We start from the raw sequence: 12,646 nt of genomic DNA on the forward strand, positions 1-12,646 counted from the left end.
CCGCCACGAGCGCTTCGAGCGCCTCGCTGCGCACGGCGTCGTCGGTGGCGGCCCGGGCGACCTGCGCCTGAGTGGCCAGTGCGGCGAGCGGGGAGCGCAGCTCGTGCGCCGCGTCCGCGGTGAAACGGCGTTCGCGTTGGAGCAGCGTGTCGATCCGGGCGAACAGCGTATTGATCTCTTCCACCAGGGGGCGCACCTCCTCGGGGGCGAGCGCCGGATCGAGCGCAGCCAGACGCAGAGGATCGCGCCGGGAGAGGTCGTGGCGCAGCCGCTCGAGTGGGCGCAGCGCCGCGCCCACGCTCCACCAGATCGCGAACCCGAGCAGCGGCAAGGCGACGGCGAGCGGCAGTGCGAGGCTGGCGCCGAGCGCGGCTGCGATCTCGTCGCGTGCGCGGCTGCGTTCGCCGACCTGAATCAGGAGCTCATGCTCCGCATCCCACGCGCTGAAAACGCGCCAGCCGTCGCCACCGTGCGTCGCATCGCTGAATCCTTCCTCCACCGGCGAGAAGCGCTCATTGGGCGCGTTGCGCGAGTGCAGCCGCAGCTGCCTGCCATCCTCCCAGAGCTGGAAGGCGACCTTGGGCGCGTGCCGATCGAGCGCCGGGGCGTGCTCCAGCTCGATTTCGTCCAGCTCCTCACCGCTCTGTGCGACGAGGAGCGCGGCGGCCTGCGCGAGATGGGCGTCGAGCAGCTCCGCCGCCTCGTGCCGCGCCCTCAGGTAGCCGATCGTGGCCGTGGCGAGCCAGGTCAGTGCGGTAAGCCCGAGCAGCAGCACGAGGAGCCGGCGGCGGAGCGAGCGCGGCCGCGCGCTAGATGTCGGCATCGCGCTGGACCAGGTAGCCCACACCGCGGATGGTGCGGATGACTTGCGGAGCGAGCTTGCGCCGCAGGTGGTGCACGTGGACCTCGATCGCGTTGCTCTCCACCTCTTCGCCCCAGCGATAGACGCGCTGCATGAGCCGCTCGCGCGAGAGCACGTGGCCGGCGTTGAGCACCAGTTCGTGCAGCACGTCGAATTCGCGCGCGGCCAGCGCGACCGGCTGCCCGCGATAACTGACCGTGCGCGCGGCCGGGTCGAGTTCGACGCCCGCGGCCCTGAGCCGCGGTGTTGCCGCCCCGTGGGCGCGGCGCACCAGCGCGCGCAAGCGCGCGGCCAGTTCCTTCAAGTCGAAAGGCTTGACGAGATAATCGTCGGCTCCCGCGTCGAGCCCGCGAACTCGATCCTCGATCGCGTCGCGCGCCGTGAGGATGAGCACCGGCGTGCGGTCGCCGCGCCGGCGAATGCGCTCCAGCAGTCGCAATCCATCGAGTTTCGGCAGACCCAGGTCGAGCACCACGGCGGAATAGCTCTCGCCGGCGAGTGTGCTATCCGCAGCTGCGCCGTCGCGCACCCAGTCGGCGGCGAACGCCTGCTGTTCCAGCCCGGCCTGGATACCGCGCCCGATCAGCGGGTCGTCTTCCACGACCAGGATGCGCATCCGGCCTCAGTGCTCGTCGGTGTCGGAATGGCGTGCATGCGCAGATGTTACCGCGGCGCCGGGCCGTGGCTCTGGCGGCGCGTCCCTCAGTGTCGCAATCCAGAATGCCGCGAGCGCGGCCACCAGCGCCGCGCCAACGATCCAGCCCGGGCGGGGAATGCCTTCGTCGGCGCTGCCTTCCTTGTAACCGGTGAGCATCCCGCGCACCAGGTTTTCACGATGCAGCGCGCTGCTCACGATGACGGCGCAGATGTGCACGACCACCAGCGCGAGCATCGCGCTCGCGGCCACCTCGTGCGCCTCTTCGAGGGCGTGGCCGCCGATGTCGCTGAACGTCAGCAAGCCCGTCGCGCTGGTGAGCAACCCCAGCCCGAGCAGAGCGAACACCGCCCATCCGCCCGCCGGATTGTGGCCCACGTGGCGTTGCGGGGCAGGGCCGAAGAGCGATGCCAGGTAGGCAGCCAGGCGCCGCGGGCCCGCGGCGAACGAGGAGAAGCGGGCGTAGCGGCTGCCGACGAAACCCCAGACCAGCCGGAACAGGATGAGGCCGGCGCACGTGTAGCCGAGCGCGACGTGGATGTCGCGCCATCTTTCGGACTCCGCGGTGAGCCAAGCGCCGGCAAACGATGCAGCGAGCAGCCAGTGAAACAGGCGAGTGGGAAGATCCCACACCAGGACGCGTGAGGTCATGATCGGGCTCCTCATCGGGGCATACGGAGCGTGCGCTCCGAATAGTCGCCCAGTTCGGCGCGGGTGTGACAGGCGCCGCAATTGGCGGGGCTCTTCACTTGCGGGCGCTTCCACAGCGCGGGCGGCACTGCGTCGTGCTCCCTGACGAACCAGGCGGCTTCGGTGATGCGTGGCTCGGCGACGCTCGGGCCTCGACCCTGGCCGGCGTTCGCGACGAGAAAGCGCTCGATCTGCGCCGCCGTCTGCGGATCGACGGAGGCATCGGCTCCGAAATGACGATCGAGCCGGGCCATGATGGTGCGCCAGGACCGGGCGGGCAGAAGCGGCGGCGGGTAGGCGACGTGGCAGCTGCCGCATTCGGTCTTCCACGCCGGATTGGACGCGGTGAAGCGCGCCTCGTCGGCGAAGGCCGCAGCGGCCAGCCACAGCAGGCACAGGGCAAGGGGGATTGTTCTCATGGCTGGCTCCCGGCCCCGGCGCGGAGCACAAAGGCCATCACGTCGCCTTTCTCGAGCGCCGTGCACTCGCGCAAGAGCACGTCCTTGCAGTTGCGCCTGAACCACTTCTCGACTTTCGCCGCATCCGAGAAGCGCTGCGGATTGGTGGTCGGGGCGAGGGCTGCGATGCTTTTTCCGGTCCGGGCGTGCTTGCCGGCGCCGGTGGGATCGTTCCCATGACACGTGGCGCAGCTCCATTCGCCACCGTGCCGGGCGGTGAACAGCCGCTGGCCGCGCTCGGCGGAGAAGCCGGCGAACGCCGGGTCGGCTTTGCGTGCCTGAGCTTCATAGCCGGCGAGAAGTTCGGCAGGCGTGGCAGCCTGCGCACAGTGCAGCGCGGCGCTGAGCGCGCCGCACAGGATCATCCGTTTCATGGTGGCTCCTTTCGTAGCGACGACGGTCGATACGCGGAGACTAACCACGCATTCTTAGCGCTCGCTTAAGGAGATTACTTCTCGACCTGGAACAGGTTCTCGATGGAATGCTCGACCAGCGCCTTCACGGCGGGCACCGGATCGAGTTCCATGGCGTTCTGGATCGTGCCGTTCGGCTGGCCCTTGAATTCGCCATTGCGGGTGACGATCGCCGACCAGATGATGCGGGTTCCCGCGCGTGCCCAGGTGGCCTCGTAGCTGTAAGTCAGCCCTCCGTTTCGCTGCGTCGTGTATTCGGCCGAGAATTTCTGGTTCGGCCCGACCAGGAAGGGTGCGCCCCTGATGTTTGCCACGGTGATGAGCCGGTAGAAAAAAAGACGCCCGGGAGCTTGTTCGTGACCGCGTGAACAGTTCCACACGACCTCCCATCTCACGAGACTGCCCGAGCGCACTTTCACTACGGCATTCACCGTGCCAAGGGCGCTGTCGAAAGGACGACAATGCGTCGGGTTCGGAAAAGCCTCTGTACAACAAGGAAGTTTCGAGGTGTCAGAGGGTCGGCAGAAGAAACGTTGGCGGTTCGACAATCGGCTTGCCGGCGAGGGGGCAGATCAGCCGCCGCGGAGCGTCAGCGCTTCGACCTCGGTTTCGAAATCTCGACAGAACTTCGTTCGGCGCGCGCCTAGCGCTTGCGATAGACCCCGTCTGGAAGGCAGCTCTGCACCATGAGGCTGCAACCTTCGTGCGCCACCAGAAGAAGCTCTCCCAGAAGCGAAAAAGTGGCTGCGCAGCCCGCCGCTTCGTTCCGGTAGATCAGGGTGTTGTCCCGTTCGGCGGTGATGTTCTGCGTCCAGGGACGGCACATCGGGTTGTCGTAGCTCGCGTGAAACTGCAGCCTTCCATCGTCCGTGGGCCTGATCAGGAGGTGTTTGCCCTGCGCGCTGTAGAGCGTGAGGCCGGCGCGCAAGTCGGGCGCGGTGTTCAGGTCCGCGGTGAATGCCCCCACGCGGTAAGCGCCCCGAACGTACCTCGCGGGAACGTCCAGCCCTTCTGCATTCACGATCAACTGCTTTTCGTCCTGGCTCCGGTAGACCGTGTAAGTGATCGGCGTGACCAGGTCGTTGCCCTGGAAATGGACTTCGAGCTTCGGGATGGCCGCGGCTTTGAACGCAGGATGCGCGTGCATGGCGGCGATTTGCGCCGGCAGGCCGACGCGCAGCTGCGCTGAGCAAGTCCATTTGTCGATCGCCTTGTCGTAGGCCGTGGACAAAGCCGAAGCGACCGCGATGTCGATGCGGGAAAGCACCGGCTCGAGCTTGACTTCGGGATCGACTCGGACGAGCCCTTCCTCGATCGAGGCCGCGGCCAGCTGCTCGACGCGCGCCACCACCTGCGCGTCGGCGCACTGCGGCGTGCGGGTGCCGCAGGCGGCGGCGATGCAGGCCGCCGAAATCAGCAGGCAGGCGCGCGTGCCTTGCAGCGGCGCATGAATCGTCATGTTCGCCGCAGCACCCAGCCGGGTCGGCTGCCTGTCGCTCGCCCCTCGCTCCACACCAGCGCGCCGTTGACGATGGTGGCGAGGATGCCGCGCGCCGGCTGGGCCGGTTTTTCCCAGGTTGCGGTCTCGTCCACCGTCTCCGGGTCGAACAGCGCAATGTCGGCGAAAGCGCCTTCCTTCAATACCCCGCGGTCTTTCAGCCCGAAGGTCCTCGCTGGCAGACCGGTCATTTTCCAGACCGCGATCTCCAGGGGAAACAACCCGAGTTCCCGGCAGTAGTGCCCGAGCACCCGCGGAAACGTTCCCCACAGCCGCGGATGCGGCGCGAGGTCGTGCGGCAATCCGTCCGACCCGACCATCGTGTGCTCGAACGACAGGATGCGTTGCACGTCGGCTTCGTCCATCGAGAAATAGATGGCCGAAGCCGGTTGCAGCTTCCTGATCGCTTCCTCGTAGGGCAAACCCATGTGCCTGACCACTTCGTCGAGGTCCATTCCCGAGAACTGCGGGTAGGGACGCGAAGAACTGACGATGACCCGCGAGCAGATCTTCGCGCGGCTCGCGCTCAGGATAGTGGACGAGGCGACGTAGGGATAACAGTCGAGGCACACCGGCTGATGGCGCATCGCCTCGGCGATGCGCGGCAGCGTCTGCCTCGAACGTCCGTGATTCGGCAAGCCCACAACCTTGTGATGCGAGATGACCACCGGCACGTCCAGCGCCCGCCCGATCCGGAAGGCTTCGTCCAGAGCGTCGAGGACCTGGTCGGCTTCGTTGCGCATGTGGGTGCAGTAGATGCCGTTGTGCTCTTTGAGCGGGCGGCAGACTTCGATCACTTCCTCGGTCGGCGCGGCGTTGGCTGGCTCGTAGTAAAGCCCGGTGGACACGCCGATCGCGCCGGCGGCCAGGGCTTCGCGCGCGAGCGATCGCATGCGGCCGATTTCCGCGTCGCTGGCCGGCCGATCGAAGCGGTTCATCGTCGCTACCCGCAGCGTGGTATGTCCCACCAGGAGGGCGCAGTTCGTGGCTGCCGGCCGCGCGCGCAACTCCTCGACATAGGCGCCGAACGTCGGAAAGCGGAACCAGGCGCCCGTTTCGTCCAGCAGATCGAGCGGCTGCGGTACCGTGCCTTTCATGCCTTCTGGCAGCGGGCCGAGCGAGATCCCGCAATTGCCGGCGATCACCGTGGTCACGCCCTGACTCACTTTGGGCGCCATGTCCGCCCCCGACAGCATCAGGCGGTCGTCGTGCGTGTGCGCATCGATAAAGCCCGGTGCGGCCACTTTGCCCGAGGCGTCGATCTCGGTCTCGGCCGTGGCCGCATCGAGCCGGCCGATGCGGGCGATGTGCTCTGCGCGCACGCCGATATCGGCACGCAGCCGCGGCGCAGCGGTCCCGTCGATGACCGTGGCGTTTCGAATCAGAAGATCGAAGTGTTCTTTCATAGTGGGCGCTTGGCTCTTCATGGTTCTGGCAGTCAATCCAGCTTGGCGCCGGCGCGCCTGATCACTTCGGCCCACCGCGACCGTTCCCGCCTGGCCAGCGCGAGAAACTCCTCGGGCGTGCTGCCATCGGGTACCGTGTCCAGTTGCGCGAAGCGCGTGCGCACCTCGGGCGAGCGCAGCGCGGCCACGATCTCACGATGCAGTCGGGCCGCGATGTCTTGCGGCAGCCGGGCCGGCCCGATGATGCCGCCCCAAGCCACCGTCTGGTAGCCGGGTACGCCGGCTTGCGCAATGGTCGGGATATCGGGGAACAACGGGGAGCGCTGCGGTCCCGACACGCCGAGCGGGCGCACGCGTCCGGCCTTTGCGTAAGCGGAGATCGAAGTCAGGTTGTCGAACAGGACGTGGGCCTCGCCGGCAATCAGGCCGCTGATCGCCTGCGGGCTCCCGCGATAGGGGACATGCAGCATCGGCGCGCCGGTCATCGCCTTGAACAGTTCGCCGCCCAGATGGCCGGTAGTGCCGTTGCCGGCGGAAGCCATGACCAGCCGGTCCGGGTTGCGCTTGGCGTATTCGATCAGTTCCCGCACCGAGCCGACCGGGAGATCGTTGTTGACGACGAGCAGGTTCGACACCCGCACGCAGTTCGAGATCAGCGTCAGGTCCCTCTCCACGTCGTAGGGAACGGAAGGCAGCAGGCTGTAGTTGATCGCGAGCGAGACGATGTTGCCGTAGCCCAGCGTGTAGCCGTCGGGCGCGGCCTTGACGATCTCCAGGGTGCCGGTGACGTAATTGGCTGCGGGTTTGTTGATGATGACGAAGGGCACCGCGAGCCGCCTGGAGAGTTCGGCCGTCAGGATGCGCATCAGCACGTCCGGAGAGCCGCCCGCCGCCGAGGGGATGATGAAGCGGATCGGGCGTTCCGGATAGGCGGCCTGGGCAATGCCGGATGCCGCCGCGAGCACCGTCAGAGCGGCGGTCAGCCACAGCAGCGCGCGCCGCGACCGAGTGTGTCGGACCGCGTCTGCCGGCTGCGAACAATGCTTCGCCATGCACCGATGATACCGTGGCCTTGGCGCGGGGGAATGGCGGAGCGCCGTCTATAATCGCCGTCTGTGCGGCTCGCACGGGCTCGCTCTCGTCCCGGCAAGATTTTTCTGCACCACGGTCTGCGCTTGTCTGCCATCGTTCCCGCTGAAGTCTCGTTTCGCGACGGCGCGCTCTATTCCGAGCAGTTCGGCGACGTGTACTTTTCCCTCGCGGGAGCCCTCGAGGAGAGCCGTCACGTCTTCTTGCGCGGCAACGGGCTGCCCGCGCGCTTCGGCGACCAGCCGGTCTTCACCATTGCGGAGCTGGGATTCGGTTGCGGGCTGAATTTCCTCGCCACCTGCCAGGCTTGGGGCGCGCACGCGGGCGCCGGGGCACGGCTTCACTTCATTTCCGTCGAGAAGCATCCCTTCCGCAAGACCGACCTGGCTCGCGTGCATGAAGCCTGGCCCCAGCTGCGGGACTGGTCGCAGGCTTTGCTGGTCGACTATCCGCCGCTGCTGCCGGGCTTTCATCGCCTACATCTCCACGGCGGGCGTATCGCGCTGACCTTGTTGTTCGGCGAGGCATCGCAACTGCTCCCGGAACTCGAAGCACGCGCCGACGCCTTTTTTCTCGACGGCTTTGCGCCGGCCAAGAACCCGCAGATGTGGACGCCGGCGCTGTTCGTGGAACTGCGGCGGCTTGCCGCCCGCGGTGCCACGGCCGCGAGCTACTCGGTGGCCGGAGCCGTTCGCCGGGCGTTGTCGCAGGCCGGTTTCACGGTGGAAAAGCGGCCTGGCTTCGGTCGCAAGCGCGAAATGCTGATCGCTCGCATCGATCGCGGCACGGCGGGCGATCGTCCGCGCAGCCGGACAGCGGTCGTCGTGGGTGCCGGCATCGCGGGCGCCAGTTGCGCGCTGGCGCTTGCACGCTGCGGATTCGACGTGCAAGTACTGGAAGCCGCACGGCAACCGGCGCAAGGCGCCTCCGCGAACCCCGCTGGGCTGGTGCGTCCCTTCGTGACGCTCGAACGCGGTGCCCGCGACCGCTTTTCATGGGCCGCGTTCGGCTACGCCGTGCGCCACTATGCGGCCCTGAGCGCGATCGACCCCGCGCTCTGGGCGCGCAGCGGCGTGCTGCAGCTGGCGCGCGATGCGGCGCATCTGCGCAAGCTCGAACGCGCGCTCGCTGAACTGCGGTTGCCCGCGGAACTCGCCCGGCCGGTCGACTCAAAGGAGGGCGCGCGCTTGTGTGGCGCACCGGTGGCCGGCGCCGGCGTATGGCTCGGTGAGGCCGGCTGGCTGCGCGCCGCGCGCGCCTGCGCCGCGACGTTTTCCTGCGCCGGGCCGCGCGTGCAGTTGCGCACCGGAGCCACGGTGGCGGTGCTCGATCGGCGCGACGGCATGGTCGTGGTACGCGATGCCGCGGGCGGGGTCCTCGCCGAATCTCCCCACGTCGTGCTGGCGAACGGTTATCGAGCGGCGGCGCTGGACGCCGGCAACCGGCTGGCGCTGCGCGCGGTGCGCGGCCAAGTCAGCCTGCTCCCGGCGTGCCTGCCATCGCTGCGCGCGCCGGTCTGCCGGGAAGGCTATGTGACGCCGGCGTTCGACGGCGCGCACGTAGTCGGCGCGACCTACCAGGAAGAAGCGAAGCAGACCGCGGCGCGCGCCGAAGACCATGCCGCGAATCTGGCGCGGGCTCGAAGCATGCTGCCGGGGGCGTTCGTCGACGTCGATGCCGGCTCGCTGCGCAGTTGGGTGGGCTTGCGTTGCGTGAGCCGCGACCGGCGTCCGGTGCTCGGCGAACTGTCGCCGGGAATCCATGCCTGCCTCGCGCTGGGTTCGCGCGGCTTCACCTGGGCACCCCTCGCAGCCGAGCTCGTCGCCTGCATGATCGCTCAAGCCCCGTGGCCGATTGAGCGCCGTGTGGCCACCGCGCTTTCACCGTCGCGCTTTTTTCCGAGCGAGCGATAGGCAGGCGCGAACCCAGGGAGCGTACGGGACCGGGGAGCGCGGGAAGAGAACCTGGCTCGAAAGCGGTCGTGGGAAAGCGAGGATCGTGGAGTTCACCGGCAGTAGCCGAGTCCGACGATCCACTCGCGGAGCTTCCCGGTCAATTCGGAGGCCAGCTCGGAAAATGCCGCGGCGCCGCCGGCGGCATCCGCCGTGGGCGCGGCGCGCTCCAGACGCCACGTTGTGGATTCGCTGCGCCGCTGCCCGTGCGCTTCGCGCAAGCTCGCGCGGGCGAAAAGGACCGCGCGGCTCGCATCTGGTGCATCGAAGACCTGGCTGAATTCTTCCAGCTCAACGCTGAGCACGCAGGGGGTCGCGCGTGGATCGGACTCGCCCAGCGCCTGTCGCAATTTCAATGTGAGCATGGCCGGCGGCGTGCCTGCCCAGCGCGCGGCCGCGTAAGGCTCCAGCACGCGCGAGTCGCGGTAGGCGAGGCGATAGAGCATGTCTTGGCGGTCGAGCCACTCCGGTGCCTGCACCGGCCGCACGTGGACCCCGGCCGGCGCAGAACTCGCGCCGATTGGCAAGCCGAAATCGTAGGTGCGCACCGGGTCCGCGGTGCGCGCGGCGCAGGCCACGAGCGCGGCGCCAAGGGCCAGCAGCAACAATCGTCCGATCATTTTCGTCCACCGGAAAAGCCGCGCTCCCCCGGACCAGGAGCAGGGGGCGTTCTGCCGAACAGGAGACTGCGGGGATCGCGCTCGACCTGCTGCAACACGCGCCGCAGGTCCCTCGAGTCCCGCGTCAGCTCTTCCACCAGCAGATTGATCCGCGGGAGCGTCTCCTCGCCAATTTGCGCCGAAAGTTCGCCGCTGATGCGGTCGAGCCGCTCGGACATTGACTGGATGTTGCCCAGGATTCTGCGGGAGTCTTCGGCAAAGGGTGTAATCGCGCCGCTCGCCCGCTCGAGATTGGCCAGCGTGCGCTTGATCCGCTCGGCGTTGTCGCGGTCGAGAATGCGGTTCATGCGCTCGGCGACCTGCGGGATGGTGCGCAACGCCGGCTCGAGCTGGCGCGAGGCCGCCTCGAAATTCCTCAGCGTGCTGGCCAGCCGCTGCTCGTTTTCCTCGCTCGCCATCCGGTTGAGGCGCTCGAGCAGCTGACTGGCCTGCTGCAGCACTACCTGTCCCGCGCTCGCCAGGTCGTCGAATACGTTGGGTCTGACCGGAATGCGGGCCGGATCGGCGTCGGAAGTGGCCAGCCGCTCGGGATTGCTGCCGTCATCGTCCAGCATGACGTACGCAAGCCCGGTGACCCCCTGATAGCCGAGCTGGGCGAAGGTTGACCTGGTGACCGGCAGCTTGCGCTCGACCCTGACGAATACCAGGATGTTGCGCGGGTCGGCGGCGTCGAGTTCGAGTCGCTCGACCTTGCCCACGTTGATGCCGCGGAACCGTACCTCCGACTGCGGATACAGCCCGTTGACCGAGTAGCGTGAGACCAGGACGTAGCGCTCGAATTGACGCGCGTCTCCGCGGAACCAGATGATGGCGAACACGAGCGCCGCGCCGAAGATCAGCGTGAACAGTCCGGTGAGAATGGCGTAGGCGCGACTTTCCATAAGGCTTGCCGGGTCAGGCTCGCCGAAGGGCGCGCCGCGGGCGGCGCGACCAGAGCCAGGTGGTCGACTTCGGGCCTTGCCTCATTGTTGTTGGCCGCGCGAGTGTAGCAAGTCGGGCCGCTCTCCGAAGAAACCCCTCACGAAAGGATGATCGAGACCGGCGACGTCGGCCAGCGGGACGTGCGCGATGATGCGCTGTTCGGCGAGGACCGCGACATGCGTGGCCAGCTCGCTGAGGGTTTCCACGTCGTGCGTCACCATCAGCACCGTCAGACCGCGCTCGCGCGACAGGCGCCTGACCAGCCGGACGAAGGCGCGCGAGCGGTCCGGATCGAGCCCTGCGGTGGGCTCGTCGAGAATCAGCAACTCTGGATCGAGCGCCATTGCGCGCGCCAGCGCAACGCGCTTGACCATGCCGCCCGACAGCTCGGCGGGCAGACGCCCGGCGTGCTCGGGCTCCAGCTCCACGAGGGCCAGCTTGAGCATGACCAGATCGCCGATCAGATCTTCGGGCAGCATGCGCAGCTCGCGCAGCGGCAGCGCGACGTTGTCGAAGGCGGTCAGCGCGGAGAACAGCGCGCCGTTCTGGAACAACATGCCCAAGCGGCGCAGCAACGCCCGCCGTTCGAGACGCCGTGCGCGGGCGAGTTCAACGCCGAACAGTCTTACCGTGCCAGAGGCGGGTCGCGTGAGGCCGACCAGCTGCCGCAGCAGCGCCGTCTTGCCGCTGCCCGATCCGCCCACCAGCGCCAGCAGCTCGCCGCGCTCCACGACGAGGTCCAGGCCGCGGTGAATTCGCTGGCCGCCCAGCACGGTGGTGATCCCGCGCGCTTCGATGACGGCGCTCATTCGGTGAAGTAGCCCACGTCGCGAAACAGGATCGCGTACACCGCGTCGAGCAGGATCATCAGCGTAATGGAAGTGACCACCGAACTGGTGATCCCGGCCGAAACGCTCTCGGTGTTAGGCTTGACGCGCAGGCCGAAGTGACAGGCGGCGAGCGCGATCCCGGCGCCGAAGGTGACGCTCTTGACGATGGCGATCCAGAGGTTGTCCGGATGCACCACCGTGGGCAGTGTCTGGAAGAAGAACGGAAGACCGATGCCCAGCAGCACGTAGGCCGCAAGCCAGCCGCCGAGCAAGGCAGCGCAGATGGTCCAGAATGCCACCAGCGGCATGGCGACGGCCAGGCCGAGCACCTTGGGCAGCACGAGCCGCAAGGTGGGCGACAGTCCCATGATCACCATGGCGTCCAGTTCCTCGGTGACCCGCATGACGCCGATCTGGGCCGTCATCGCCGAACCCGAGCGCCCGGCGAGCAGGATCGCCACGAGCAAGGGCCCGAGTTCGCGGATGATGGAGATTCCGAGGATGTCGATGATGTAGAGGCCGGCTCCGTAGGCGCGCAGGGTAAGCGCGGACAGATACGACACCACGATCCCGATCAGGAATCCGACGAGCGCGGTTACCGGCAGGGCGCGCGCGCCGGCCTTGAAGATCGAGGCGGACGTCTCCTTCCATGGCATGGCGGCGGGGTGCATGAGGACGTGGAAGACGTCCTGCACGAGATAGCCGATCAATGCGATGAAGCCGAGCGCATTGTCGAGGAAAGTGGCTTCCTGGCGGCCGAGAACGGCGAGCGGCTCCAGAAAATTCCGCTGCCGGCCGCGCGGCGGCGCGCGCGGCACTGTCGCAAGTTGCCGGAACGCAGCCTCGTGCTCGGGCTTGAGTGCGAGCCGCGGCGGTCGCTCCCGACCCCATGCGCGCCAGATCAGCAGCGCGCCGGTGCTGTCCAGTCTCTCGATCGCGGTCAGGTCCCAGCCGAGGCGGCGGTCCGCGCCGTATTCGGCGAGCGAACGGGACAGCGCCTTCAAGTGCCGCGCGAGCGCTTCCAGAGTCCAGTCGCCCGCCAGACGCACGCCCGGCCCGGCCGGCGTGGCGAGCACCTGCGCCGAGGGTGCGATCACGGCCGCCTCCGGCAGGCGTTGATCCAGGAGCCAGCCGCGTTCGAGATCAGGGAGTTCTCACCGGCAATGCCGGCGGCATCTTCGCGTTGTCGGAG

At 67.9% G+C, this 12,646-nt stretch carries 14 protein-coding genes; 1 reads left to right on the forward strand and 13 read right to left on the reverse strand.

Annotated elements, in window-relative coordinates; genetic code table 11:
* The 9 genes from VNM24_11395 to VNM24_11435 form a co-directional block, all read right to left on the reverse strand.
* On the reverse strand, positions 1-823 hold an 823-nt coding region (locus VNM24_11395; GenBank protein HWQ39191.1), incomplete at its 3' end, for a sensor histidine kinase N-terminal domain-containing protein.
* The gene (locus tag VNM24_11400; GenBank protein HWQ39192.1) at positions 810-1,478 is read right to left on the reverse strand and encodes a response regulator; all 669 of its coding nucleotides are present in this window, start codon (positions 1,476-1,478) and stop codon (positions 810-812) included. The genes VNM24_11395 and VNM24_11400, both read right to left, overlap by 14 nt.
* A gap of 6 nt (positions 1,479-1,484) precedes the next feature.
* Positions 1,485-2,168: a cytochrome b/b6 domain-containing protein gene (locus VNM24_11405; protein HWQ39193.1), complete on the reverse strand. Its 684-nt coding sequence runs from the start codon at positions 2,166-2,168 to the stop codon at positions 1,485-1,487.
* A gap of 11 nt (positions 2,169-2,179) precedes the next feature.
* Positions 2,180-2,626, reverse strand: coding sequence for a diheme cytochrome c (locus VNM24_11410; protein HWQ39194.1), 447 nt, complete (start codon positions 2,624-2,626; stop codon positions 2,180-2,182).
* Positions 2,623-3,039 (reverse strand): DUF1924 domain-containing protein, encoded by a 417-nt coding sequence (locus tag VNM24_11415; GenBank protein HWQ39195.1) that lies wholly within the window; start codon positions 3,037-3,039, stop codon positions 2,623-2,625. Before VNM24_11415 ends, VNM24_11410 begins: the two co-directional genes overlap by 4 nt.
* A 74-nt stretch (positions 3,040-3,113) precedes the next feature.
* The gene (locus tag VNM24_11420) at positions 3,114-3,392 is read right to left on the reverse strand and encodes a hypothetical protein (GenBank protein HWQ39196.1); all 279 of its coding nucleotides are present in this window, start codon (positions 3,390-3,392) and stop codon (positions 3,114-3,116) included.
* A gap of 329 nt (positions 3,393-3,721) precedes the next feature.
* Entirely contained in the window at positions 3,722-4,537 is an 816-nt protein-coding gene (locus tag VNM24_11425; GenBank protein HWQ39197.1) for a hypothetical protein, read from the reverse strand.
* The gene (locus tag VNM24_11430) at positions 4,534-5,982 is read right to left on the reverse strand and encodes a D-aminoacylase (GenBank protein ID HWQ39198.1); all 1,449 of its coding nucleotides are present in this window, start codon (positions 5,980-5,982) and stop codon (positions 4,534-4,536) included. Before VNM24_11430 ends, VNM24_11425 begins: the two co-directional genes overlap by 4 nt.
* Positions 5,983-6,014: 32 nt before the next feature.
* Complete coding sequence (locus VNM24_11435; protein ID HWQ39199.1) at positions 6,015-7,034, reverse strand: tripartite tricarboxylate transporter substrate binding protein; 1,020 nt, start codon at positions 7,032-7,034, stop codon at positions 6,015-6,017.
* A gap of 123 nt (positions 7,035-7,157) precedes the next feature.
* Here VNM24_11435 and mnmC point away from each other — a divergent pair, with 123 nt between their 5' ends.
* Entirely contained in the window at positions 7,158-8,984 is a 1,827-nt protein-coding gene (gene mnmC / locus VNM24_11440) for a bifunctional tRNA (5-methylaminomethyl-2-thiouridine)(34)-methyltransferase MnmD/FAD-dependent 5-carboxymethylaminomethyl-2-thiouridine(34) oxidoreductase MnmC (protein HWQ39200.1), read from the forward strand.
* Between the two features lie 92 nt (positions 8,985-9,076).
* On the opposite strand, the gene VNM24_11445 is transcribed toward mnmC, so the two are convergent.
* The 4 genes from VNM24_11445 to VNM24_11460 form a co-directional block, all read right to left on the reverse strand.
* Positions 9,077-9,643 (reverse strand): ABC-type transport auxiliary lipoprotein family protein, encoded by a 567-nt coding sequence (locus VNM24_11445; protein ID HWQ39201.1) that lies wholly within the window; start codon positions 9,641-9,643, stop codon positions 9,077-9,079.
* Entirely contained in the window at positions 9,640-10,584 is a 945-nt protein-coding gene (locus tag VNM24_11450) for an MlaD family protein (protein ID HWQ39202.1), read from the reverse strand. Before VNM24_11450 ends, VNM24_11445 begins: the two co-directional genes overlap by 4 nt.
* An 81-nt stretch (positions 10,585-10,665) precedes the next feature.
* Positions 10,666-11,433: an ATP-binding cassette domain-containing protein gene (locus VNM24_11455; protein HWQ39203.1), complete on the reverse strand. Its 768-nt coding sequence runs from the start codon at positions 11,431-11,433 to the stop codon at positions 10,666-10,668.
* Positions 11,430-12,551 (reverse strand): ABC transporter permease, encoded by a 1,122-nt coding sequence (locus VNM24_11460; GenBank protein HWQ39204.1) that lies wholly within the window; start codon positions 12,549-12,551, stop codon positions 11,430-11,432. Before VNM24_11460 ends, VNM24_11455 begins: the two co-directional genes overlap by 4 nt.
* Between the last annotated feature and the right edge of the window lie 95 nt (positions 12,552-12,646).

The organism is Burkholderiales bacterium (genome assembly GCA_035560005.1).
Classification (GTDB): Bacteria; Pseudomonadota; Gammaproteobacteria; order Burkholderiales; family Eutrophovitaceae; genus DASRFY01.

Excerpts from the sequence above, each read along its gene's own strand:
- VNM24_11405 (HWQ39193.1), bottom strand. The coding sequence starts at position 2,168 with ATGACCTCACGCGTCCTGGTGTGGGATCTTCCCACTCGCCTGTTTCAC.
- VNM24_11445 (HWQ39201.1), bottom strand. The coding sequence starts at position 9,643 with ATGATCGGACGATTGTTGCTGCTGGCCCTTGGCGCCGCGCTCGTGGCC.
- VNM24_11410 (HWQ39194.1), bottom strand. The coding sequence starts at position 2,626 with ATGAGAACAATCCCCCTTGCCCTGTGCCTGCTGTGGCTGGCCGCTGCG.
- VNM24_11450 (HWQ39202.1), bottom strand. The coding sequence starts at position 10,584 with ATGGAAAGTCGCGCCTACGCCATTCTCACCGGACTGTTCACGCTGATC.
- VNM24_11400 (HWQ39192.1), bottom strand. The coding sequence starts at position 1,478 with ATGCGCATCCTGGTCGTGGAAGACGACCCGCTGATCGGGCGCGGTATC.
- VNM24_11425 (HWQ39197.1), bottom strand. The coding sequence starts at position 4,537 with ATGACGATTCATGCGCCGCTGCAAGGCACGCGCGCCTGCCTGCTGATT.
- VNM24_11435 (HWQ39199.1), bottom strand. The coding sequence starts at position 7,034 with ATGGCGAAGCATTGTTCGCAGCCGGCAGACGCGGTCCGACACACTCGG.
- VNM24_11430 (HWQ39198.1), bottom strand. The coding sequence starts at position 5,982 with ATGAAAGAACACTTCGATCTTCTGATTCGAAACGCCACGGTCATCGAC.
- VNM24_11415 (HWQ39195.1), bottom strand. The coding sequence starts at position 3,039 with ATGAAACGGATGATCCTGTGCGGCGCGCTCAGCGCCGCGCTGCACTGT.
- VNM24_11455 (HWQ39203.1), bottom strand. The coding sequence starts at position 11,433 with ATGAGCGCCGTCATCGAAGCGCGCGGGATCACCACCGTGCTGGGCGGC.